Origin of the sequence: Azospirillum brasilense (genome assembly GCF_008365405.1) — a bacterium.
Classification (GTDB): Bacteria; Pseudomonadota; Alphaproteobacteria; order Azospirillales; family Azospirillaceae; genus Azospirillum; species Azospirillum brasilense_D.
In genome coordinates this window covers 169,212-191,383 of sequence record NZ_QOKV01000008.1, presented here as the reverse complement: position 1 = coordinate 191,383, position 22,172 = coordinate 169,212, and the positions used below count along the sequence as shown (strand labels likewise).

The 22,172-nt window shown below is 69.0% G+C and carries 17 protein-coding genes; 5 read left to right on the top strand and 12 right to left on the bottom strand.

What is annotated here, in order from left to right; translation table 11 throughout:
- Window positions 1-138: 138 nt before the first annotated feature.
- Window positions 139-693 (top strand): hypothetical protein, encoded by a 555-nt coding sequence (locus DS837_RS15015; protein WP_149165492.1) that lies wholly within the window; start codon window positions 139-141, stop codon window positions 691-693.
- A gap of 280 nt (window positions 694-973) precedes the next feature.
- Window positions 974-2,506, top strand: a complete 1,533-nt coding sequence (locus DS837_RS15010; RefSeq protein ID WP_149165491.1) for a YifB family Mg chelatase-like AAA ATPase — start codon at window positions 974-976, stop codon at window positions 2,504-2,506.
- A 19-nt stretch (window positions 2,507-2,525) separates the two neighbouring features.
- Here the strand turns inward: DS837_RS15010 and DS837_RS15005 are convergent, their stop codons facing one another.
- The 5 genes from DS837_RS15005 to glnK form a co-directional block, all read right to left on the bottom strand.
- On the bottom strand, window positions 2,526-3,146 hold the full coding sequence (locus DS837_RS15005) for an HdeD family acid-resistance protein (protein ID WP_149165490.1): 621 nt from the start codon (window positions 3,144-3,146) through the stop codon (window positions 2,526-2,528).
- Between the two features lie 152 nt (window positions 3,147-3,298).
- The gene (locus DS837_RS15000; RefSeq protein ID WP_149165489.1) at window positions 3,299-3,961 is read right to left on the bottom strand and encodes a LolA family protein; all 663 of its coding nucleotides are present in this window, start codon (window positions 3,959-3,961) and stop codon (window positions 3,299-3,301) included.
- 192 nt (window positions 3,962-4,153) lie between these two features.
- Window positions 4,154-6,679 (bottom strand): DNA translocase FtsK, encoded by a 2,526-nt coding sequence (locus DS837_RS14995; RefSeq protein WP_149165488.1) that lies wholly within the window; start codon window positions 6,677-6,679, stop codon window positions 4,154-4,156.
- Window positions 6,680-6,765: 86 nt separating this feature from the next.
- Entirely contained in the window at window positions 6,766-8,013 is a 1,248-nt protein-coding gene (locus tag DS837_RS14990) for an aminotransferase class I/II-fold pyridoxal phosphate-dependent enzyme (protein ID WP_247889938.1), read from the bottom strand.
- Between the two features lie 351 nt (window positions 8,014-8,364).
- Window positions 8,365-8,703: a P-II family nitrogen regulator gene (gene glnK / locus DS837_RS14985; RefSeq protein ID WP_149165486.1), complete on the bottom strand. Its 339-nt coding sequence runs from the start codon at window positions 8,701-8,703 to the stop codon at window positions 8,365-8,367.
- A gap of 319 nt (window positions 8,704-9,022) precedes the next feature.
- On the opposite strand from glnK, the gene DS837_RS14980 reads away from it, so the two are divergent.
- Complete coding sequence (locus tag DS837_RS14980) at window positions 9,023-10,273, top strand: UbiH/UbiF/VisC/COQ6 family ubiquinone biosynthesis hydroxylase (RefSeq protein WP_149165485.1); 1,251 nt, start codon at window positions 9,023-9,025, stop codon at window positions 10,271-10,273.
- Window positions 10,274-10,288: 15 nt separating this feature from the next.
- Here the strand turns inward: DS837_RS14980 and thpR are convergent, their stop codons facing one another.
- Genes thpR through DS837_RS14960 form a run of 4 tightly spaced genes read right to left on the bottom strand, consistent with a single transcriptional unit; the run spans window position 10,289 to window position 13,688 of the window.
- A complete protein-coding gene (gene thpR / locus DS837_RS14975; protein ID WP_149165484.1) occupies window positions 10,289-10,825 on the bottom strand; it encodes an RNA 2',3'-cyclic phosphodiesterase in 537 nt (178 codons plus the stop codon).
- 16 nt (window positions 10,826-10,841) lie between these two features.
- Window positions 10,842-11,885 carry an NADP(H)-dependent aldo-keto reductase gene (locus tag DS837_RS14970; protein WP_149165483.1) on the bottom strand — a complete coding sequence of 348 codons (1,044 nt, stop codon included), beginning with the start codon at window positions 11,883-11,885 and terminating at the stop codon, window positions 10,842-10,844.
- A 13-nt stretch (window positions 11,886-11,898) separates the two neighbouring features.
- A complete protein-coding gene (locus DS837_RS14965; RefSeq protein WP_149165482.1) occupies window positions 11,899-13,074 on the bottom strand; it encodes an FIST signal transduction protein in 1,176 nt (391 codons plus the stop codon).
- Between the two features lie 5 nt (window positions 13,075-13,079).
- Window positions 13,080-13,688, bottom strand: coding sequence for an arylesterase (locus DS837_RS14960; RefSeq protein WP_247889937.1), 609 nt, complete (start codon window positions 13,686-13,688; stop codon window positions 13,080-13,082).
- A 133-nt stretch (window positions 13,689-13,821) separates the two neighbouring features.
- Here DS837_RS14960 and DS837_RS14955 point away from each other — a divergent pair, with 133 nt between their 5' ends.
- A complete protein-coding gene (locus DS837_RS14955) occupies window positions 13,822-14,556 on the top strand; it encodes an ABC transporter ATP-binding protein (RefSeq protein ID WP_149165481.1) in 735 nt (244 codons plus the stop codon).
- Window positions 14,557-14,724: 168 nt separating this feature from the next.
- Complete coding sequence (locus tag DS837_RS14950) at window positions 14,725-17,250, top strand: ABC transporter permease (RefSeq protein WP_149165480.1); 2,526 nt, start codon at window positions 14,725-14,727, stop codon at window positions 17,248-17,250.
- A 12-nt stretch (window positions 17,251-17,262) separates the two neighbouring features.
- Here the strand turns inward: DS837_RS14950 and DS837_RS14945 are convergent, their stop codons facing one another.
- The 3 genes from DS837_RS14945 to dnaK form a co-directional block, all read right to left on the bottom strand.
- Window positions 17,263-18,390, bottom strand: coding sequence for a diguanylate cyclase (locus tag DS837_RS14945; RefSeq protein WP_149165479.1), 1,128 nt, complete (start codon window positions 18,388-18,390; stop codon window positions 17,263-17,265).
- Window positions 18,391-18,697: 307 nt separating this feature from the next.
- On the bottom strand, window positions 18,698-19,843 hold the full coding sequence (dnaJ, locus tag DS837_RS14940; RefSeq protein ID WP_149165478.1) for a molecular chaperone DnaJ: 1,146 nt from the start codon (window positions 19,841-19,843) through the stop codon (window positions 18,698-18,700).
- Window positions 19,844-20,005: 162 nt separating this feature from the next.
- Window positions 20,006-22,075, bottom strand: coding sequence for a molecular chaperone DnaK (gene dnaK / locus DS837_RS14935; RefSeq protein ID WP_282187571.1), 2,070 nt, complete (start codon window positions 22,073-22,075; stop codon window positions 20,006-20,008).
- Window positions 22,076-22,172 lie beyond the last annotated feature (97 nt).

The following is a 22,172-nucleotide window of genomic DNA, read 5'->3' as shown; positions in this document are numbered from 1 at the left end:
GCGCCCTCACGGAGGAGGGGCCGGGTCGAGTGGAAATTCTACCAGCACGACGTGCATTTGAGAATTTCTGATCATTTATATACAATTTTATGGCGCCCTTCACTCCATCCGGCCCAACCGAAACCCGAGGTCAATGACATGCATGCCGAGGCAGACGCCGCTGATAGCAAGGATGATGTGTTTGTCGCCTACGCCTCACGGCCACGGCAGCTTCTCATTTTATCGGTGCAAACCTTTTCAGCAGCTTGGGGATTTTATCTGTTCAAAATTTCCGAGATGTCGGCGCTTGGTGCGTGGCTGGGCATTGCCACAATCGTTGTTTCCGTCATGGCATCAGCAGAAACCATATCCCTTTTGATCTGCAAGGGTCCGATGATCAAAGCAGACGCAGACGGATTGTTCATTCATGGACAGACCATACAGCCGGTACCATGGGAGAACATTGCGGCGGCCGATCATGGGATGGTGCTGAACACGCCTGGTGTTCCAACCACATACATATTGAAGGTCGCGGAAGCTGGCAGGCATCGTCTTCGGCCAAGTTATGCCAGCGCCTATACAAGGGGTCGACTGCGGCTCAGCAGCTTTGGCTCCACCGCATCGGGAAATGACGTCCGACACATTCTGAAAATCCATGTTCCGCATTTGCTCTGGCACATCGCATCGGACAAGGCGGACAGGAGAGTTGTATAAAATCCACACAAATCCATTTCACGGGTTTTCCGGAAATCGGAACGTGGAGGTGGCGATTGCTAGTCCGGTCTGGGCTGGTCGCCTTTCATCTTCTCCCGTCCGAGATGGAAAGGCTTCATAAGCGTGTGTCAATCAACGGACCGGTTGACGCAACTCATTTGACGGTGGCCGGATGGGACCGGAAGTGCGCGCGACAGCACCATGAGCGCACCCGTCGCGCTGGCATGTTTTCCGAAGCTTCCATACACTCGCGTGCATTTCCCAAAGCATGGCGTCTGGCATGGTTGCGCGGATCAACACGGTTGCGTTTCAGGGCATCGAGGTTCTGGACATCGACGTTCAGGTTCAGATGTCCGGCGGCATCGTCGCCTTCACCGTGGTCGGTCTGCCCGACAAGGCGGTGGCCGAGAGCCGGGAGCGAGTGCGGGCGGCGTTGCACGCGCTTGGCCTCGCCCTGCCGGCCAAGCGGATCACCGTCAACCTCGCCCCAGCGGACGTGCTGAAGGAGGGCAGCCATTTCGATCTGCCCATCGCGCTGGCCCTGCTCACCGTCATGGGCGTGCTGCCCGACCTGGAGATGAGCCGCTACTGCGCGCTGGGCGAACTGGCGCTGGACGGGGCGCTGACCCCGGTGGCCGGGGTGCTGCCGGCGGCGATCAACGCGCTGGCCCACGACCGCGGGCTGATCTGCCCGGAGGCCTGCGGCGGCGAAGCCGCCTGGGCGGGCGAGGGGCTGGACGTGCTGGCGCCCGCCACGCTGCTCGCCCTCATCAACCACTTCCGCGGCCAGCAGGTGCTGACCCGCCCCCGCCCGCGCATCCAGGAATGCGCCGAGGCGCCGCTCGACCTGCGCGACGTGAAGGGCAACGAGACGGCCAAGCGCGCGCTGGAGGTCGCCGCTGCCGGATCGCACAATCTGTTGATGATCGGGCCGCCCGGCTCCGGCAAGTCGATGCTGGCGGCGAGGTTGCCGGGCCTCTTGCCGCCGCTCGACCCGGCGGAGGCGTTGGAGGTGTCGATGATCCACAGCGTCGCCGGACTGCTGGAGGGCGGCAAACTGCTGCGCCAGCGCCCCTACCGGTCACCGCACCAGTCGGCCAGCCTGCCCGCCCTGGTCGGCGGCGGCTCGCGCGCCAAGCCGGGGGAAATCTCGCTGGCCCACAAGGGCGTGCTGTTCCTCGACGAGCTTCCCGAATTCCCGCGCGGCACGCTGGAGGCGCTGCGCCAGCCCTTGGAGACCGGCAAGGCCGTCGTCAGCCGGGTGAACCACCATGTGACCTACCCGGCGCGGGTGCAGTTGATCGCGGCAATGAATCCCTGCCGCTGCGGGCATCTCGACGACGCGTCGCTGGCCTGCGCCCGTGCGCCGAAATGCGCCGCCGACTACCAGTCGAAAATCAGCGGGCCGCTGTTCGACCGCATCGACCTGCACATCGACGTGCCTGCCGTCAGCCCCGCCGACCTCAGCCTGCCGCCGCCCGCCGAGGGCAGCGCCGACGTGGCCGCCCGCGTCGCTCTGGCCCGCGCCATACAGGCGGAGCGCTACGCCGGCTTCGGCCCCTTTTCCGAGGGCCGTGCGGTGCGCACCAACGCCGAGGCGGACGGCGAACTGCTGGAGAAGGCCGCCGCCCCCGACCAGCCGGGCCGCGCCCTGCTGACCGAGGCGGCGGAGCGGCTGAAGCTGTCGGCCCGCGGCTATCACCGCGTCATGCGCGTCGCCCGCACACTGGCCGATCTGGACGGCGGGGGCGGCGTGCGCCGCCCGCACATCGCCGAGGCGCTCGGCTACCGCCGCATCGCCCCCGGTCGATAGGCTTGGGTCCGCTGAACGTTTACTCCGCCGCCACGGCGTTGCCGTGGTTGGAAGGGTGGTTCCGGTCGTGCAGGCAGCGGCGCAGGCGGACGGCGGTGATGATGGCCAGCGCGCCATAGGCGATCAGATAGCTGCCCACGCCCAGCGCCACGGCCAGCAGGCCCAGCGACGGCAGGACCCACATGCCGAAGCCGAACAGCACCGACAGGGCACCGGCCACGCCCCAGGCCCATTTGCCGTGGGTGCGGTGCATGCGCCACGCGGTCATGATCTTGGCGAAGCCGGTGATGACCGACCAGGCGGCGATCACGAAGATCAGCGCGAACAGGCTCGCCTCCGGCCACAGCAGGGCCACGGCGCCCGCCACCAGACTGACCACGCCGTCGAGGATGAAAGGCAGGCTGCGCTCCTGCGCCTGCGCGGCGCGGACGCCGCCGATGATGGCGAACAGCCCGTCCATCAGCAGGTAGGCCGCGAGCAGAACCGCCAGGGTGGCGACCGTCGCCCCTGGCAGAAGGAAAGCCAGCAGGCCGAGCATCACCGCCGCGGCCCCGCGCAACGCCAGCGCCCACCAGTTGCGCGCCAGCAGATCGTTCATGCCCTGGACCCGCCGGGCCTCGTACACCGCCTCCGTCGCCATGTCTCGTCTCCCCTCATCCGTTCGAGTGCACCGGGCGCGGGTGAGCGCGCCCGATACATCACGGCAACAGAATCAGGAGGACATCGTTGCGGCGGCGGGTTGTCGCGGTGGCGGGATTCGCGCGAAATCCGTGCGGATCGGCCGGGGGCGGATCAGTTGTTGCGGCCGTAGTCGCTCTTGCTGGGCTCGATGAAGTAGAACAGCTTCGAGTCGAACTGCATGCCCTCGCGCGGGTTCATCAGCGCCACCTCGGTCGTCAGCCCCTGGGCGTCCAGCACCCGCCATTTGCGGAGCTGGAAGGGCCGGTCCTCGAAAACCAGCGTCAGGGTGCCCTTGCCGGGGTCCTTGGTCTCGGTCAGGCTGATCTCCACCAGCCCCGGCGCCTGATAGACCCCGGTCACCGTCACGTCGCCGGACAGCCGGATGTTCTTGCGCAGGATGAAGTCGGCCAGCGTGCTGCCGATGGGGGCGCTGGACTGCTGCCGCATCTCGCCGTCCCAATAGAAGATGAAGGCGCCGTCGGCGACGACGAAGTCCTTCACCGGCGGGTCGTATTCCAGCCGCATCCGGCCGGGACGCGCGAGGTAGAAGGTGCCGGCCGTCTGGTGGCCGTTCGGAGCGACCTGCACGAACTTCGATTGCAGCGTGCCGATGCCGTTCAGATAGTTTTCCGCCTGGGCCACCAGCGCCTGGTCCTGGGTGGACAGGGCGGCGGCGCGCGGCGCGGCGAGCGCGGGGACGGCGCCAGCCATGGTCATGGCGACGGAGGCGGAGAGAGCGGCGGCAGCCAGAATGCGGCGGAACGGGATCTTCATGATGCCTGCTAGGTAACCGGACGTTCCGGGCGGAAATGGGGCGCGGCGGTGGTGGTTCCAAGGAGAAAGAGCGCTTAACCCCCTCCCCAACCCTCCCCCTCTTCGAGGGAGAGGAGGCATGGGCGAAGCGGCGGCAGTCCCCTCCACCTCGAAGAGGGGGAGGGGGAGGACTAGGGAGGGGGCAACCGCCGTTCACTCCTCAATGTTGCGGGCCAGAACCTCGCGCTTGCCGGCGTGGTTGGGCTTGCTGACCACGCCCTCGGTCTCCATCCGCTCGATCAGGCGGGCGGCGGAGTTGTAGCCGATGCGGAGCTGGCGCTGGATAAAGCTGGTCGACGCCTTGCGCTCGCGGCAGACCACCGCCACCGCCTTGTCGTAGAGGTCGTCGCCCGACCCGCCGCCGGCGCCCGACCCGTCGTCGAAGGAGCCGCCGTCCTCGTCGTCCTCCTCGGTGATGGAGTCGACGTAGCTCGGCTCGCCCTGGGTCTTGAGGAACTTCACCACCTGCTCGACCTCGCCGTCGGCGACGAAGGGGCCGTGGACGCGGGTGATGCGGCCGCCGCCGGCCATGTAGAGCATGTCGCCCTGGCCGAGCAGCTGCTCCGCCCCCTGCTCCCCCAGGATGGTGCGGCTGTCGATCTTGCTGGTCACCTGGAAGCTGATGCGGGTCGGGAAGTTGGCCTTGATGGTGCCGGTGATGACGTCCACCGACGGGCGCTGCGTCGCCATGATCAGGTGGATGCCGGCGGCGCGGGCCATCTGGGCCAGCCGCTGGATCGCCGCCTCGATGTCCTTGCCCGCCACCAGCATCAGGTCGGCCATCTCGTCCACGATGACCACGATGTAGGGCAGCTCCTTCAGATCGAGCGGCTGCTCCTCGAAGATCGGCTTGCCGGTGTCGGGGTCGAAGCCGGTCTGGACGCGGCGGGTCAGCAGCTCGCCGTCGGCGCGGGCTTCGCGCAGGCGGGCGTTGTAGCCCTCGATGTTGCGCACGCCCAGCTTGGACATGTTGCGGTAGCGGTCCTCCATCTCCCGCACCGTCCATTTCAGGGCGACCACGGCCTTCTTCGGATCGGTGACGACCGGCGTCAGCAGATGGGGGATGCCCTCATAGACCGACAGCTCCAGCATCTTGGGGTCGATCATGATGAAGCGGCAGCGGTCGGGCGGCAGACGGTAGAGCAGCGACAGGATCATCGTGTTGATCGCCACCGACTTGCCCGAGCCCGTCGTGCCGGCGACCAGCAGGTGCGGGAAGCGGGCGAGGTCGGCCACCACCGACTGGCCCCCGATGTCCTTGCCCAGCGCCAGCAGCAGCTTGCCCGCCGTCTTGTCGAAGACGTCGCCGGCCAGCAGCTCGCGCAGCAGCACCGTTTCGCGCTTGGCGTTGGGCAGCTCGATGCCGATGACGTTGCGGCCCGGCACCACGGCGACGCGGACCGACACCGCGCTCATCGAGCGGGCGATGTCGTCGGCCAGACCGATGACGCGGGACGACTTGGTGCCGGGCGCCGGCTCCAGCTCGTAGAGCGTGACGACCGGGCCGGGATGGACCTTCTGCACCTCGCCGCGCACGCCGAAGTCGGACAGCACGCCTTCCAGCTTCACCGCGTTCTCGCGCAGCGCCGCCTCGTCCACCTTCTCGCCGCGCACGCTGGTCGGGACGATCTGGAGCAGGTCGAGCGGCGGCAGCTCGTAGCCGTCCGCCTCCTCCAGATTGAGGGCGGCCTGCTTGGCCGGGCGCCCTTGGTCGGCGGCCTTCGTCTTGCCCCCGGCGGGCGGGGTGACCACCGGAACGGCGCGGGTCTTGGCCTCCACGCGCGGTTCGACGCTGATCGAGTCGGACAGCCGGCCGCGCGGCGCGGCGCGCAGGGTGATGGCGCCGCCGTCCTCGTCGGGCGTGTCGTCGAGAGTCGGGGCGGCGGCCTCCTTCCCCGCCGTGGCGAGGCTGGGCTCCCGGCGCAGCAGGCCGCCGGTCTGGCGGGCGGCATTGCGCGCGGCCTCCGCGCCCTTGTCGCGCACGAAGGACACGCCGGCCCGCGCGCCCCGCCCGAGGCGGGCGAGGCCGGCGGCGGTCTCGCGCAGGCTGGCCGCCCATTCGCGGATCGACAGGCCCATGGCGACGAACAGGATCAGCCCGCCGGCCACGCCGGCCACGGTGCCGACCAGCGGATTGCCGGGGCCGCCGAACAGCAGCTTGCTGACCCCGTCCAGCAGGACGATGCCGAAGCTGCCGCCGGGATGGCCGTTCAGCGGGTCTCCGCCTCCGCCGCCCATTCCGGCCAGGAACATGGCGACCAGAAGCACGCCCCACACCGCCAGCACGCTGCGGAACAGCGGGTGGCGGATGCTCTTCTGCAGGCTGAGCCGCCAGCCCCACATCATCGGGACCAGCGCCAGCAGATAGGCCGCCCAGCCCAGCGACTGGATCAGGACATCCGCCAGATGGGCGCCGAACCGGCCGAACAGGTTGTGGATGTGGGCGTCCGCCGCCGGAACCGCGTTCCACGAGGGGTCGGCCGGGTTGTAGCTGCCCAGGATGACCATCAGCACCAGACCGACCACGCCCAGCGCAAAGCCCGCCAGCTCGCGCGCCCGCGCCACCACGAAGGCGCGCGTGGCGGGCGAGAAGAAGGGCGGCTTCTCCGGCCGCGCTCCGGCGGGCCGTGCTCCGGCGCTTTTGCCGCTTCCGCTGCGGGGGCTTGCGGGTCGTGCCATGGGCAGAAGGTCCTCAAGAACGTGCTGTACCGAACCCGTCCTTCGGGGCGAAAGACCGGGGTGACGTGAGCCGAACCGGGCGGCCCTTATCCCAGAATGCGGGCGATGGCGGCGCAGGCGTGGGCGACCGTCTCGGCGTCGTTCACCAGCGCGATGCGGATGAAGGGGGCGCCGGGATTGGCCTCGCCGGGGTTGCTGCGGGTCAGGTAGGCGCCGGGCAGCACGCGGATGCCGCCCTCCGCCCACAGCCGGCGCGTCGCCTCCTCGCCGTCGCCGACCTCCAGCCACAGGAAGAAGCCGCCGTCCGGGCGGTAGTAGCCGTAGCGTCCCTTCAGCGCGGCCTCCGCCGCGTCGAACTTGGCGCGGTAGAACGCGCGGTTCTCCTCGACATGCGCCTCGTCCCGCCACAGGGCGGCGCTGGCCGCCAGCACCGGCAGCGGCATCCCGGCGTTGGAGTAGCTGCGCAGGCGGGTGAAGCGGGACATCAGCTCCGGATCGCCGGCCACGAAGCCCGACCGCAGCCCGGCGGCGCTCGACCGCTTGGACAGGGAATGGAAGACCAGGATGTTCGCCCAGGGGCCTGCCTTATGATCGGGGCCTTCATGGTTGAGGCCCGCGGCGACCTGGAGCGCGCCGACCGGCGGCGTGTCCAGATAGATCTCGGCGTAGCACTCGTCCACCGCCAGGATGAAGCCGTAGCGCCGTGCCAGCCCGATCGCCCGCTCCAGATAGGCGGCGTCGGCCGCCGCCCCCTGCGGGTTGGCCGGGGTGCAGAGGTAGAACAGCGCCGTGCGCTCCAGCAGCTCCGGCGTCAGCGCGTCGAGGTCGGGCAGGAAGCCGGTTTCGCGGGTGGAGGGCAGGAACACCGGCTCCGCCCCCGCGAGCAGCGCCGCCCCCTCGTAGGGCGCGTAGAAGGGGTTGGGCATCAGCACCGCCGGCTGCCGGCCCGCCTTGCTCGGCGGCACGGCCAGCAGGGCGAGCAGGAACAGCGCCTCGCGCGTGCCGGACACCGGCAGGACAGACTTTTCGGCGTCGAACAGCCCGTCCGGCAGGGCGTAGCGGCGGGTCAGCCAAGCGCCCACCGCCTCGCGGAACTCCGGCGTGCCGCCGACCGGCGGGTATTTGCCCCACAGATGGGCGTTGGCGCGCAGCGTCTCGTCGATGATGGCCGGCGGCTGGTGCTGCGGCTCGCCCACCGACATCAGGATCGGCTCGGCGTTGGCGCGCGGCGTCACCCCGGACAGCAGCGCCGCCAGCCGGGTGAAGGGGTAGTCCGACAGCCGGTCGAGCCGGTCGTTGACGAGAGCGAAGGTGCCGAGGTCCGGGAGCGACATGCCGCCGAGAATCCTTTCCATGAGGACGGCCCGAGAAGGCCGGGCCGGCCCCAAGGGGCACGGCCCGTCAGGGGCCTCTGGGGGCCTCTGCCCGATACGAAACGGAAACGATCCTATCGACGGTGGAGTCCCGGCACAAGGGCACAAAACCGGACGAGGCCCGGTCAAGGGAAAGCATACGCCGCCCGTTCCGGCGGCCTTGGCGTCACAGTGGAAAGACTGGCGCGCCCGGCCTCAAGTCACCGGGCAGATCATCGATGCCCCGCTGCAAGAAAAAGCGGACGCGCCTTCCCCCCTGGCGGGAGGGGCCGGGCCACGACGCCCCGCCCTGTCCGCTTCCTCCAAAACGCCTCAGAGAGCTTCGGCGTTGGTCTCGCCGGTGCGGATGCGCACGGCCTGGGCAATGTCCAGCACGAAGATCTTGCCGTCGCCGATGCGGCCGGTGTTGGCGGCCTTCTGGATCGCTTCGACCACCTGCTCGTACTGGTCGTCGGACACCGCGACCTCGACCTTCACCTTGGGCAGGAAGCTCACGGAATACTCGGCGCCGCGGTAGATCTCGGTCTGACCCTTCTGGCGTCCGAAGCCCTTCACCTCGCTCACCGTCAGGCCCTGAATCCCGAGCGACGTCAGCGCCTCGCGCACTTCGTCGAGCTTGAACGGCTTGATGATGGCCATAACCAGTTTCATGTGGCTTCCCCTTGGGTATGCGTGTTTGCGGGCCCTTGCGGTCGCCCGGTCCCCCCTCGGCCGATCCCGCCGTGACGGCGGGTTTTCCGAACGTGACTCGAGCGTGTTCGCCTCGACCATAAAAAGCAATGTCTTCAAAAATCGTGCCGGTTGCAGAATCGGCCCTTTTCAGCGGTTTTCGGCTGTTTCGCCGATCGATTGGGCAGGTCATGCCTAATAATTACGCAATTCGGGGGCCGCGACGCAGCGCCGCTGGACATCCGGACCGAGCGGAACGATTGTTCGTACCCGTCTACACTGATCGAAGGGCAGCGCCATCATGACCGAATCGGGCACCACCGCAGCGCAGGAGATCACGACCGACGTCGTCGTGTTGGGCGGCGGACTGGCCGGGCTCAGCATGGCGGCGGCGCTGGCCACCGCGGGCGTTCCGGTGGTCTGCATCGACCGCGACAGCCCGGACCGGCAGGCGGGAGACGATTTCGACATCCGCACCACGGCGGTCGCCTACGCCTCGATGAAGGTGCTGGAGGGGGCGGGCGTGTGGAAGCACATGGAGCCCTACGCCGGCCCGATCCTGGACATCCGGGTCGCCGACCAGTTCTCGCCCCTGTTCGTCCATTACGACCACACGGAGCTGACCTGGGACGGCAAGAACCAGCCCTTCGGCTGGATTCTCGACAACAAGGACATGCGCCGCGCCCTGTTCGCCCGCGCCAAGGAACTGCCCGGCCTGCACCATCTGGCCCCCGCCCAGGCGGTGTCGATCGAGCGCAACCGCAGCGGCGCCACGGTGACGCTGGCCGACGGGCGGGTGGTCAAGGCGCGGCTGGTCGTCGGGGCCGACGGGCGCCGCTCGCTGGCGCGGGAGAGCGCCGGGATCAAGCTGCGGACCTGGGCCTACGACCAGTCCGCGATCATCTGCACGATCCGCCATTCGGAGCCGCACAACGGCGTGGCGGTGGAGCATTTCCTGCCCAACGGCCCCTTCGCCGTGCTGCCGATGACCGAGAACCGCTCCTCCATCGTGTGGAGCGAGAAGCGGTCGCTGGTCGACATGTATCTGAAGCTGCCGGAGGACCAGTTCATCGACGAGCTGACCCGGCGTTCGGGCGGCTATCTGGGCGACATCGAGCTGGTGACCCGGCGCGATGCCTGGCCGCTGTCGGTCCTGCTGGCCGAGCGCTTCATCGCCGAGCGCGTCGCCCTGATCGGCGAGGCGGCCCACGCCATCCACCCCATCGCCGGGCAGGGGCTGAACCTGGGCCTGCGCGACGTGGCGGCGCTCGCCGAGGTGATCGTGGACGCCCACCGGCTGGGGCTGGACGTCGGCTCGCCGGAGGTGCTGGCCCGCTTCCAGCGCTGGCGCCGCTTCGACACGGTGCTGCTGGCCGTGGTCTGCGACGGTCTGGTGCACCTGTTCTCCAACAACATCCCGCCGATCAAGCTGGCCCGCGACGTCGGCATGGCCGTCGTCAACCGCCTGCCGCCGCTGAAGCGCTTCTTCATGCGGCACGCGATGGGCGTGGTCGGCGAGCTGCCGCGGATGATCAAGGGCGTGCCGCTGTAAGGCGCCGCCCGCCCGTCACTCCAGTCCGTATTCCGACAGCGCCTCGTACACCGCGGCCCCCTTGCCCAGGTGGCTGCGGTAGAGCGTGAAGTGCTCCACCCGGATCGGACCGGCGCGGAACATCCCGCGCTCCTCGACGAAGCGCCCGATCCGGTCCTTCGGCGCGTCCTTCAGCCGGGCAAGCGTGACGTGGGGCGAGAATTTGCGCTCCTCCGCCGGCAGGCCGCAACGGACGATCGCCGACTCAACCTTGGACTGGAGGTGCGACAAGGCGTCGCTGCGCTCCACCCCGGCCCAGAGGACGCGGGCGTTACGGCCGCTGCCGTACACGCCCACGCCGTCCAGAACCAGATCGAAGGCCGGCGCCGCGATCTGCGCCAGCGACTCGTCGATCTCCGCCGCCTGATCCCCCGGCACCTCCCCGATGAAGCGGAGCGTCAGATGCAGGTTGTCCGCGTCGGTCCAGCGGGCGCCGGGCACGCCGCCGCCCAGCCCCGCCAGACGCCGGCGCACATCCTCCGGAAAATCGAGGGCGACGAAGAGACGGATCATTGGCTTTCCGGAACGGTTACGGGCAGGGGTCGGGATAGCGGGCGTTGACCGCCTCGATGTCCTTCATCACCTCGTCCGACAGCGTGACGTCCACCGCCGCGATGTTGGACTTGAGGTCCTCCATGGTCGTCGCGCCGATCAGCGAGGACGCCACGAAGGGCTGCCGCAGGGTGAAGGCGATGGCCATCTGCGTCGGCGACAGGCCGTGGCGCCGGGCGATGTCCAGATATTCCTTCGTCGCCACGTCGGCGTTGACGGTGGCGTAGCGCGACTTGCGGTGATCCAGCGCGCGGCGGGTGCCGGCGGGAACGGCACCGTCCAGATACTTGCCGGTCAGCGTGCCGGCGGCCAGCGGCGAATAGGCGAGAAGTCCGACATCCTCGCGCAGGGACACCTCGGCCAGACCCTGCTCGAAGGTCCGGTTGAGCAGGCTGTAGGCGTTCTGGATCGAGGCGATGCGCGGCAGGCCCTTGTCCTCCGCCAGTTTCAGGAACTGCATCACGCCCCAGGGCGACTCGTTCGACACGCCGATGTGGCGGACCTTGCCGGATGTCACCAGCTCGTCGAGCGCCGCCAGAGTCTCCTCGATGGGCGTGCCGTCCTTCTCCGGCCGGTGGACGTAGTTGCGCGCGCCGAAGCGGTTGGTCGAACGGTCAGGCCAATGGAGCTGGTACAGGTCGATGTAGTCGGTCTGGAGCCGGCGCAGGCTGGCCTCCACCGCCGCGAAGATGTTAGCGCGGTCCAGCTTCGCCTCGCCGTTGCGCACCCAGGCGAAGCCGCCGTCGGTGGCGCCGACGACCTTGCTCGCCAGGATCACCTGGTCGCGCTTGCCGGTCGCCTTGAACCAGGTGCCGATCACCTCCTCCGTACGTCCGTACGTGTCGGCGGTCGGGGGGATGGCGTACATTTCCGCCGTGTCCCAGAAATTGACGCCCTCGCCGAGCGCGTAATCCATCTGGGCGTGGCCCTCGGCCTCGCTGTTCTGGCGCCCCCAGGTCATGGTGCCCAGGCCGATGGCGCTGACCGACAGGCCGGTGCGGCCGAGCGAACGGTATTGCATCTTGATGTGGTCCTTAAAGGAACAGGGTGAGCACGCCCGTGTATCCGTACAGGCGGGCGTTGGAGATCTCGCCGCTGGCGAAGAAACCGGCCAGCGGGATATCGCCGAAGGTTTCGCGGATCAGCGCCAGTTCCTGGCTGCCCTCGCCGAACAGGCTGGGGCCACGGGCGATGCAACTGACGTAGAGGGCGCCCTTCGGGGTGGTCTTCACGCGCTTTTTCATATTCGCCAGCATGCGGCGCATGTCGGCCTCGGCGCTCTGCTGGTCGCGGCGGGTGAACAGGATGGGTTGGCCGCTCTGCACATGGTGGGCGACGGCGATCCAGCCGGCGCGCGGGTCGATAGCGATCAGGTCGCGCACCAGATAATCCGCCGTGTCGCTGCCGGCGATCGGCAGGCCGGCGAAGATGTAGCCGGACACCCGCTTGAGGTCGCGGGCCAGCAGTTCGCCGATGTCCTCCTTGAAGACCTCCAGCGCCGGGCGCCCGTCGATCTCCAGGACGACGTTGTCCTCCGCCGCGGTGATGGTGCGCACCGGCCCGATGGGCGTGCAGCCCTGGCTGAGGCCGGTGGCGACCGGCACCTGCGGCGCGAACAGCACGCCCGACACGCCGCCATCGGCCACCGGCCCGCCGACCATCGTGGCGGTGTTGCCGGGGATGGTGAATTGCGGGAACTCCGACCGCGAGGCCGACAGGCCGCCGACCAGGAAGGCCCCGGTTGATTCCGCCAGCGAAACGACCAGCCCGGCCAAGTCCTGGTGACGCGGGTCGGCGTGGGCGAGCGCCAGCATGGCGCCGTGCTTGTCCAGCCAGCCGCCGGCCATGCGGCGCAGCGGCTCCATGTCGCCCGACACCACCGGGAACAGGCGGAAGCCCTCCGGCGGCAGGCGGGCCACCATCACGGCGATGCCCGGCTTGTCGAAGATTTCCTCGTCGTTGGCGCAGACGCCGATGCCGACCGTGCCCACCCAGTCGCGGATGCCGGTGACGCCGCGCAGCAGCGTGACCATGCTGGTCGCGTGCTCGGCCAGCGCGTCGGTGATGTAGAGGAAGCCGAGGTTGCAGCCCTCCACCGCGCCCAGCTCGTCCAGGCACGCCTTGACGACGGCGCCCCATTCGGTGCCGGTGGCCGATGCGGCCTTGAAGTGGGTTTCGGTGGTGGCGGTGTCGCCGGCCAGGGTCGCCATGGGTGTCAGTCTCCGCTCTTGGCGATGCCGTCCAGAAGGCGGGCGACGTGGGGCGTGATGCGCTCCACGATCACCTTCACGCCGGCCGCGTTGGGATGGATGCCGTCGGGCTGGTTCAGCGCGGCGTCGGCCGCCACGCCCTCCAGGAAGAACGGGTAGAGCTGTACGTCGTACGTCTTCGCCAGATCCGGGTAGATGGCGTTGAAGCGGTCGCCGTACGCGCGACCCAGGCTGGGCGACGCGTACATCCCGGCCAGCAGCACGGGCAGCGTCTCGCCGGTCAGCCGCTTCAGGATGGCGTCGAGGTTGGCGCGCGCCGCGCCGGGGTCGAGCCCGCGCAGCATGTCGTTCGCCCCCAGCTCCACCAGCACGGCGTCCGGCTTGTCGGCCAGCGCCCAGTCGAGCCGCGACAGCCCGCCCGCCGTGGTGTCGCCCGACACGCCGGCGTTGACGACGGTGACGTCGTAGCCCTTCGCCCTCAGCGCCGCCTGCAACTGGGGAGTGAAGGACTGCGCTTCGGGAAGGCCGTAGCCGGCGGTCAGGCTGTCGCCGAGCGCCAGCAGGGTGTAGGGCCCCTTACCCGCGCCGTTCTGGGCGAGCGCAGGCGCGGTCATGCCGACTCCCGCGACAAGAGCGAGCGCGGCCAGCCCCGACCGAAGGAGGACCGTGTTGAAATGGCGGCGCACCATGCCATATGGCGTGAGGTTTTCCCGCCCATTCCTCCGCCCGTTCCAGAGACGCATGCCAATGTCCCGACCCGATTCCGTTGAGTCCACCATCGTCGATCTCGACGAGGTGCATCTGAGATTGGACAGCGCGGCCGGACCCGTCAACATCCTGAGAGGCCTGAATCTCCGCATCCAGCCCGGTGAACGGGTCGGCGTGGTCGGCCCGTCGGGCTCCGGCAAATCGACCATGATGATGGTCATGGCCGGGCTGGAACGCCCAACGGGCGGGACCGTGCGCGTCGCCGGACAGGATCTGGGCCGGCTGGACGAGGACGGGCTTGCGCGCTTCCGCCGCGACCATGTGGGGATCGTCTTCCAGGCTTTCCACCTCGTGCCGACGATGACCGCGCTGGAGAACGTCGCCATTCCCCTGGAATTCGCCGGGGCCCCCGACGCCTTCGACCGCGCGCGGCAGGGGCTGGAAGCGGTCGGGCTGGGCCACCGGCTGACCCACTATCCGGGCCAGCTGTCCGGCGGCGAGCAGCAGCGCGTCGCCCTGGCGCGCGCCTTCGTCGCCGAGCCGTCGCTGCTGCTGGCCGACGAGCCGACCGGCAACCTCGACATCGGCACCGGCGCCACCATCGTGGAGCTCTTGTTCGATCTCGCCGAGCGGCGCGGCACGACGCTGGTGCTGATCACCCACGACCCATCCCTGGCCGATCGTTGCGACCGGACCGTGCGCCTGATGGACGGGCGCATCGTCGACGACGGCATGGCCGCCCGCGCCGAACGCGAGCGCGTGGTGGGGGACTGAACGTCCTTTTGGGGAGTGGTCGCGTCGCGCCCCCCTCCCGACCTCCCCCCGCTTCGCAGGGGGAGGAGATAAAGCCCTCCCCTGCGAAAGTGGGGGAGGGTTGGGTGGGGGCCCGATACGACCACTCCCCATCCACCCGCAAACCCACATTCCCCGTCGGACGCCGCCATGACCAACCTCGCCCTCGCCTTCCGACTGGCCCGCCGCGAGTTGCGCGGGGGGCTGAAGGGGTTCCGCATCTTCCTCGCCTGCCTGACGCTCGGCGTCGCGGCCATCGCGGCGGTGAATTCCGTGTCCGGCGGCGTTCTGTCGGGCCTGCAGGCGGACGGACGGGCCATCCTGGGCGGCGACGTCGCGCTGCGGCAGATCTACGCACCGCCGACCGACGAACAGCGCTCCTGGCTGGAACAGGCCGGGCGCCTGTCGCAGTCGGTGGACATGCGCGCCATGGCCCGCTCCGCCGACGACCAGCGGTCCACGCTGGTCGAGCTGAAGGCGGTGGACGGCGTCTACCCGCTCTACGGCTCCGTGGCCCTGGCGCCGGAGGGTGACCTGCACACGGCGCTGGCCAACCGCGACGGGCGCTGGGGCGCGCTGGTCGAGGACGGGCTGCTCGACCGGCTGGGGCTGAAGACCGGCGACACGCTGCGCCTGGGCGAGGGCGAGTTCACCGTGCGCGGCGTCCTGACGCGGGAGCCGGACCGGGCGTCCAACGGCGCCTTCTCGCTGGGGCCGCGGGTGATGATCGGCCTGCCGTCGCTGGAGGGCACCGGCCTGCTCCAGCCCGGCAGCATCGTCTATTGGACCGCCAAGCTGGCCCTGCCGCCGGGCACCGACGTGGCGGCGTGGCAGAAGGCGCTGACGGCGCGCTTCCCCGACGCCGGCTGGCGGGTCCGCGACTTCACCAACGCCTCCCCGCAGATCGAGCGCTTCATCGACCGCATGACGCTGTTCCTGACGCTGGTCGGGCTGACCGCCCTGCTGGTCGGCGGGGTCGGGGTGGGCAACGCGGTGCGCAGCCACCTCGACTCGCGCGCCCGCACCATCGCCACGCTGAAATGCCTGGGCGCGCCGGGCGATCTGGTCTTCCAGGTCTATCTGCTGCAGATCCTGGCGCTGTCGGGCCTCGGCATCCTGCTCGGGCTGCTGCTCGGCGCGGTGGCGCCGCTGGGGCTGGGGTCGCTGCTCGACCAGGTGCTGCCGGTCCCCACCCGGATCGGCGTCTACCCGGGCGCCCTGGCGCTGGCCGCGCTCTACGGCCTGCTGACCGCCCTGACCTTCTCGCTGTGGCCGCTGGGCCGCGCGCGGGAGGTGCCGGCGGCGGCGCAGTTCCGCGATGTGGTCGCCCCCGCCGGGGGCCGACCGCGCGCGGTCTATCTGGCGGCGATGACGCTGACCGTGGCGGCTCTGGCCGGGCTGGCGGTCGCCACCGCCCACAACAAAATGTTCGCCGCCTGGTTCGTCGGCGGCTCCATCGCCACCTTCATCGCCTTCCGCGTGGCGGCGTGGCTGGTGGTGCGCGGGGCCGCGGCGGCGGGGCGCCCACGCCGTCCGGGGATGCGGCTGGCGCTCGCCAACCTGCATCGGCCCGGCAACCCGACCGGAGCGGTGGTGCTGTCGCTCGGCCTCGGCCTGACGGTGCTGGTCGCCATCGCGCTGATCGAGGGCAACTTCTCCCGCCGGGTCAACGAGACGATCCCCAAGGACGCGCCAAGCTTCTTCTTCGTGGACATCCAGCCCGACCAGTTCGAGCCGCTGAAGCAGATGGTTTCCACCTTGCCCGACACCAGCGGGTTCGAGGCGGTGCCCTCCCTGCGCGGGCGGATCGAGACGGTGGACGGCCAGCCGGCGGAGAAGGCGCTGGTCAACCCCGAGCAGTCCTGGGTGCTGTCCGGCGACCGCGGCATCACCTATTCCGCCAAGCTGCCCGAGCATTCGGAGATCGTCGCCGGGTCCTGGTGGCCGGAGGACTACAAGGGGGCGCCGCTGATCTCCATCCACCAGAATGTGGCGAGCGCCTTCGGCATCGGTCCCGGCGCGAGGATGGGGATCAACGTCCTGGGCCGCACCATCGAGGCGACGGTTGGCAACGTGCGCGCCGCCGACTTCTCGACGCTGGCCATCAACTTCGCCCTGGTCTTCGCGCCGGGCACGCTGGAGCGGGCGCCGCAGACCTGGATCGCCACCGTCCGCAGCACCCCGGCGGCGGAGCCGGAGGTGCAGCGCTCCGTCCTGCAGCGCTTCCCCAACGTGACGCTGGTCCGGGTGAAGGACGCGCTGGACACGGTGGGCACCATGCTGGGCCACATCGGCACGGCGGTGCGCGTCACCGCGGGCATCACGCTGGCCGCCGGCACGCTGGTGCTGGCCGGCGCGGTCGCCGCCGGGCACCGCCGCCGGGTCTACGACGCGGTCGTGCTGAAGGTGCTGGGCGCCACGCGGGCCGACGTGCTGAAGGCGTTCCTGCTGGAATACGGGCTGCTCGGCATCCTGACCGCGGCCATCGCCGGGGTCATCGGCACCATCACGGCCTGGGCGGTGATGACCTTCCTGATGCGCTGGGACTGGACGTTCCTGCCGTCGGCCGTGCTGACCACGGCGCTGCTGAGCACCGCCATCACGCTGGCCTTCGGCTTCCTCGGGACGTGGCGGGCGCTCGGCCAGCCCTCCGCCCCGCTGCTGCGCAACGACTGAGGGTGGAAGAGGTCAGGCCGGTTCGGGGACGCGGTCGTCGGCGACGATGCGGTTCTTGCCGGACTGCTTGGCCGCGTACATGCGCTGGTCGGCCAGATCGACCAGCCTTTCCCAGTCCACCGGGCGGTCGTGGAGGTATTCGGCGACGCCGATGCTGGCGGTCTGCGGGGTTCCGTCCGGGCGCTTGCCCAAGCCCCGCTCGTGCAGACGCTCCACCGCGGTCAGGGCGCCCTGACGGCCAGTGTTGGGCATGATGACCACGAACTCCTCGCCGCCCCAGCGGACCAGCACGTCGGACTGGCGCAGCATGGCGCGGATCGCTTCCGCCGACCGTCCGAGCTGTTTATCCCCCTGGTCGTGGCCGTACCGGTCGTTGATCGACTTGAAATTGTCCAGGTCGAAGAAGATCACCGACAGCGGATGGTCCGAACGTTGGGCGTGCGCGAACTGCAACCGCAGAAGCTCCTCCCCGATGCGGCGGGAGAAGGCGCCGGTCAGCCCGTCGTGCGACGCCTGATCGACCAGGGCCATCATGAAGTGCAGCTGGCTCATCGCCGCCAGCGTCGCCACCACCATGATGAGCACCAGCAGCCACAGGGCGCCCAGATAGGAGGGGAAGGGGAAGACCAGCGAGCCGTAGACCCCGGCCAGCATGTGCGCCGCCAGCATCGGCGTCGCGAAGGCGAGCCCTTCCAGCGCGGTCAGCGGGAAGACGCTGAGCCCCGCCACCATCACGAAGGGCAGGAAGGCGTAGCCGGCGGCCACCGCCAGCGCGCTTCCCGCAATCATGTCCTCGTTCAGCATGGGGTGCGAGGCGAGGAAGAAGATCGTCGGCACCGCGAGCAGCAGGGCCAGCCCCCGCCACGCGCTGCCCATGTCGTCGCAGATCCGGTAGCCGAGCGCCAGCGCGCCGAAGGCGAAGCTGGAGACCAGCCGCAGGCCGGCCAGATAGCCCCACAGCGGCCAGGGGAAGATGAAGACGTCGATGACGATCCACAGCGGCGTCAGCACCGCGAACACGGCCGCGACCATGCGGACGCGGGAATGGATCAGCACGGCCCGGCGACGCTGGATGATCGGGGTGTGCCCCCCGGGATGCATCAGGTCGCGCAACTGCTCGAAGGAGAGATCGCCGCTCACCGCCTGGAATGCCCTCTCCGCGAACCGTCTGAGGAGATTAAGCGCTTGTTGATACACGCGATGCCCCCCATCGGCAACGGCAATTGCTGTGATTTCCAGGGATACGTGCGTATGCGGCGCGGCCTGTGGCATCAACGCATTTGTACGTGATTTGCCGGGACAGTCTTCCCGCCGCTCGCCGCTGTCAACGCCGAAGTGGTCATACCACTGGGGCAAAAGCACGCGGCGCTCATGAAAAAGCCCGGCACGAAAAAGGCCCGGCGATGGGCCGGGCCTTTTTCTTGGGGTCGGAACGGCGCGAAGAGGCTCAGTCCTTCAGATCTTCCCAAAGCTCCTTCACCTTGGCGAAGAAGCCCTCGGACTGCGGGTGGGAACCTTCCTTGCCAGCGCTGTCGAACTCGCGCAGAAGCTCCTGCTGCTTCTTGGTCAGGTTGACCGGAGTCTCGACGACGGCCTGGATGTACATGTCGCCGCGCTGCTGGCTGCGCAGCACCGACATGCCCTTGCCCTTGATGCGGAACTGGTGGCCGGACTGGGTGCCGGGCGGCACCGTCACCTTGGTGCGGCTGCCCTCGATGGTCGGCACCTCCACGGTGCCGCCCAGCGCCGCGGTGGTCATCGGGATCGGCACCCGGCAGTGGATGTTGGCGCCGTCGCGCTGGAAGATCGGGTGCGGCGCGATGGCCAGGAAGATGTAGAGGTCGCCCGGTGGCGCGCCGCGCAACCCCGCCTCGCCCTCGCCGGCCAGACGGATGCGGGTGCCGTCCTCCACGCCCGCGGGGATGTTGACCTGAAGGGTCTTCTCCTTGCGCAGGCGCCCGGCGCCGCCGCAGCTCTTGCAGGGGTCCTTGATGACGCGGCCCTGGCCGTGGCAGGCCGGGCAGGTGCGCTCGATGGTGAAGAAGCCCTGCTGGGCGCGCACCTTGCCGTGGCCCTGGCAGGTCGGGCAGGTGACCGGCTGGGTCCCCGCCGCCGCACCGGAGCCGCTGCAGGAATCGCAGGCGACGGTGGAGGGAACGCGGACGTTGGCCGTGGTGCCCTTGAAGGCCTCCTCCAGCCCGATCTCCAGATTGTAGCGCAGATCCTGGCCGCGGCCCGACGCGCCGCCGCCACCGCGGCGCCCGCCCATGAATTCCCCGAACATCTCGTCGAAGATGTCGGCGAAGCCGCCGCCGCCGCCGCCGAAATCGAAGCCGCCGAAGCCGCCGCCGGCTCCGCCGCGCCCGTTCTCGAAGGCGCCGTGGCCGAAGCGGTCGTAGGCCGCGCGCTTCTGCTCGTCCTTCAGGACGTCGTAGGCTTCGCTGATTTCCTTGAACTTGTGCTCGGCGTCCTTGTCACCCTGGTTGCGGTCCGGGTGATACTGCATCGCCATCTTGCGGTACGCTTTTTTGATCTCGTCCGCGCTGGCGCCCTTCGCCACCCCGAGCAGCTCGTAATAGTCCTGTTTCGCCATGGGCCCCGACCGCCTTCACATACTAATAGACCAATCATATCTCCGGCCCGCCACCGCAGGACGGATGACGGGCCGGACGATACTGCATGGCGCCGGGTTCTCCCGGCTGTGACACCGGAGGCAACGGGCGGCTGCCCGACGATTGCCTCCGGTTCCGAACGCTTAGGCCGACTTCTTCTTGTCGTCGTCCACTTCCTCGAAGTCGGCGTCGACCACGCCCGGCTCGTTCGGGGCGGCGCCCGCCGCACCGGCGGCACCGGCACCGGGGGCCTCGCCCTGGCCGGCCTTGTACATGGCCTCGCCCAGCTTCATCGACACCTGGGCCAGAGCCTCGGTCTTCGCCTTCACGGCCTCCAGGTCCTCGCCGTCCATGACCGACTTCAGCTCGGCCACGGCGGCCTCGGCGGCGGTCTTGTCGGCGGCGGGGATCTTGTCGCCGTTCTCCTTGATCGTCCGCTCGGTGGTGTGGATCAGGGCGTCCGCGTGGTTGCGGGCGTCCACCAGCTCGCGCCGCTTCTTGTCGTCGGCGGCGTGGGCTTCGGCGTCCTTCACCATCTTGTTGATGTCGGCGTCCGACAGGCCGCCCGACGCCTGGATGCGGATCTGCTGCTCCTTGCCGGTGGCCTTGTCCTTCGCCGTGACGCTGACGATGCCGTTGGCGTCGATGTCGAAGGTCACCTCGACCTGCGGCACGCCGCGCGGGGCCGGCGGGATGCCGACGAGGTCGAACTGGCCGAGCATCTTGTTGTCCGCGGCCATCTCGCGCTCGCCCTGGAAGACGCGGATGGTCACCGCGTTCTGGTTGTCCTCGGCGGTCGAGAAGGTCTGGGACTTCTTGGTCGGGATCGTCGTGTTGCGGTCGATCAGGCGGGTGAACACGCCGCCCAGCGTCTCGATGCCCAGCGACAGCGGGGTGACGTCGAGCAGCAGGACGTCCTTGACCTCGCCCTTCAGCACGCCGCCCTGGATGGCGGCGCCGATGGCGACCACCTCGTCCGGGTTCACGCCGCGATGCGGTTCACGGCCGAAGAACTGCTTCACCGCCTCGATGACCTTGGGCATGCGGGTCATGCCGCCGACCAGGATCACCTCGTCGATCTCGTTGGCCTTCAGGCCGGCGTCGCGCAGAGCGGCCTTGCAGGGCTCGATCGTGCGGGCGACCAGCTCGTCGACCAGGGCTTCCAGCTTGGCGCGGGTCAGCTTGACGTTCAGGTGCTTCGGGCCGGACTGGTCGGCGGTGATGAAGGGCAGGTTGACCTCGGTCTGCATGGCCGAGGACAGCTCGATCTTCGCCTTCTCGGCGGCTTCCTTCAGGCGCTGCAGGGCCAGACGGTCCTTGCGCAGGTCGATGCCCTGCTCCTTCTGGAACTCGTCGGCGAGGTAGTCGATGATGCGGGCGTCGAAGTCCTCACCACCGAGGAAGGTGTCGCCGTTGGTCGACTTCACCTCGAACACGCCGTCGCCGATCTCCAGAACGGACACGTCGAAGGTGCCGCCGCCGAGGTCGTACACGGCGATGGTGCCGGCGCCCTTCTTCTCCATGCCGTAGGCCAGAGCGGCCGCCGTCGGCTCGTTGATGATGCGCAGCACTTCCAGGCCGGCGATCTTACCGGCGTCCTTGGTCGCCTGGCGCTGGCTGTCGTTGAAGTAGGCCGGGACGGTGATGACCGCCTGGGTCACCTTCTCGCCCAGATAGTTCTCCGCCGTCTCCTTCATCTTCTGCAGGATGAAGGCGCTGATCTGCGACGGGCTGTACTTCTTGCCGACGGCTTCCACCCAGGCGTCGCCGTTGTCGCCGGGAATGATCTTGTAGGGGACGAGGCCCTGGTCCTTCTTGGTCAGCGGATCGTCGTAGCGGCGGCCGATCAGACGCTTGATCGCGAAGAGGGTGTTCTCGGGATTCGTCACCGCCTGACGCTTGGCCGGCTGGCCGACCAGACGCTCCGCGTTCTGCGCGAAGGCGACCATGGACGGCGTGGTGCGCGTGCCTTCGGCGTTTTCGATCACCTTGGCGCTGGAGCCTTCCATGACGGCCACGCAGGAGTTCGTGGTGCCGAGGTCGATGCCAATGACTTTGCTCATGTTCAGCCTCTGTTGTTCGGCAGATGCGTGGCGGCCCGTTTGGTCCGGCACCGCCGCGATCCCCTTGGGGTCGGTGGAACGGTTGGGTGGATTCACGTCTGTCGCCGGAGATATAGGCAGGTGCGTTTCGGGCTGCAACGTCCTGGTCATTCCGCCAACCGTCAAAAGACCAAAAGGTGACGCGCACGCCGGGGCATATCGTCGCGCCCGTGGCTTCGCGTCGCAAGTGAATACCAGGGTATTCAGA

Excerpts from the sequence above, each read along its gene's own strand:
- dnaK (WP_282187571.1), bottom strand. The coding sequence starts at position 22,075 with ATGACCAGGACGTTGCAGCCCGAAACGCACCTGCCTATATCTCCGGCG.
- DS837_RS14995 (WP_149165488.1), bottom strand. The coding sequence starts at position 6,679 with ATGGCACGACCCGCAAGCCCCCGCAGCGGAAGCGGCAAAAGCGCCGGA.
- DS837_RS14960 (WP_247889937.1), bottom strand. The coding sequence starts at position 13,688 with ATGACCGCGCCTGCGCTCGCCCAGAACGGCGCGGGTAAGGGGCCCTAC.
- dnaJ (WP_149165478.1), bottom strand. The coding sequence starts at position 19,843 with ATGGCGAAACAGGACTATTACGAGCTGCTCGGGGTGGCGAAGGGCGCC.
- glnK (WP_149165486.1), bottom strand. The coding sequence starts at position 8,703 with ATGAAACTGGTTATGGCCATCATCAAGCCGTTCAAGCTCGACGAAGTG.
- DS837_RS15005 (WP_149165490.1), bottom strand. The coding sequence starts at position 3,146 with ATGGCGACGGAGGCGGTGTACGAGGCCCGGCGGGTCCAGGGCATGAAC.
- DS837_RS14970 (WP_149165483.1), bottom strand. The coding sequence starts at position 11,885 with ATGCAATACCGTTCGCTCGGCCGCACCGGCCTGTCGGTCAGCGCCATC.
- DS837_RS14955 (WP_149165481.1), top strand. The coding sequence starts at position 13,822 with ATGTCCCGACCCGATTCCGTTGAGTCCACCATCGTCGATCTCGACGAG.
- DS837_RS14980 (WP_149165485.1), top strand. The coding sequence starts at position 9,023 with ATGACCGAATCGGGCACCACCGCAGCGCAGGAGATCACGACCGACGTC.
- DS837_RS15015 (WP_149165492.1), top strand. The coding sequence starts at position 139 with ATGCATGCCGAGGCAGACGCCGCTGATAGCAAGGATGATGTGTTTGTC.
- DS837_RS14950 (WP_149165480.1), top strand. The coding sequence starts at position 14,725 with ATGACCAACCTCGCCCTCGCCTTCCGACTGGCCCGCCGCGAGTTGCGC.
- thpR (WP_149165484.1), bottom strand. The coding sequence starts at position 10,825 with ATGATCCGTCTCTTCGTCGCCCTCGATTTTCCGGAGGATGTGCGCCGG.
- DS837_RS14965 (WP_149165482.1), bottom strand. The coding sequence starts at position 13,074 with ATGGCGACCCTGGCCGGCGACACCGCCACCACCGAAACCCACTTCAAG.
- DS837_RS15010 (WP_149165491.1), top strand. The coding sequence starts at position 974 with ATGGTTGCGCGGATCAACACGGTTGCGTTTCAGGGCATCGAGGTTCTG.
- DS837_RS14990 (WP_247889938.1), bottom strand. The coding sequence starts at position 8,013 with ATGTCGCTCCCGGACCTCGGCACCTTCGCTCTCGTCAACGACCGGCTC.
- DS837_RS15000 (WP_149165489.1), bottom strand. The coding sequence starts at position 3,961 with ATGAAGATCCCGTTCCGCCGCATTCTGGCTGCCGCCGCTCTCTCCGCC.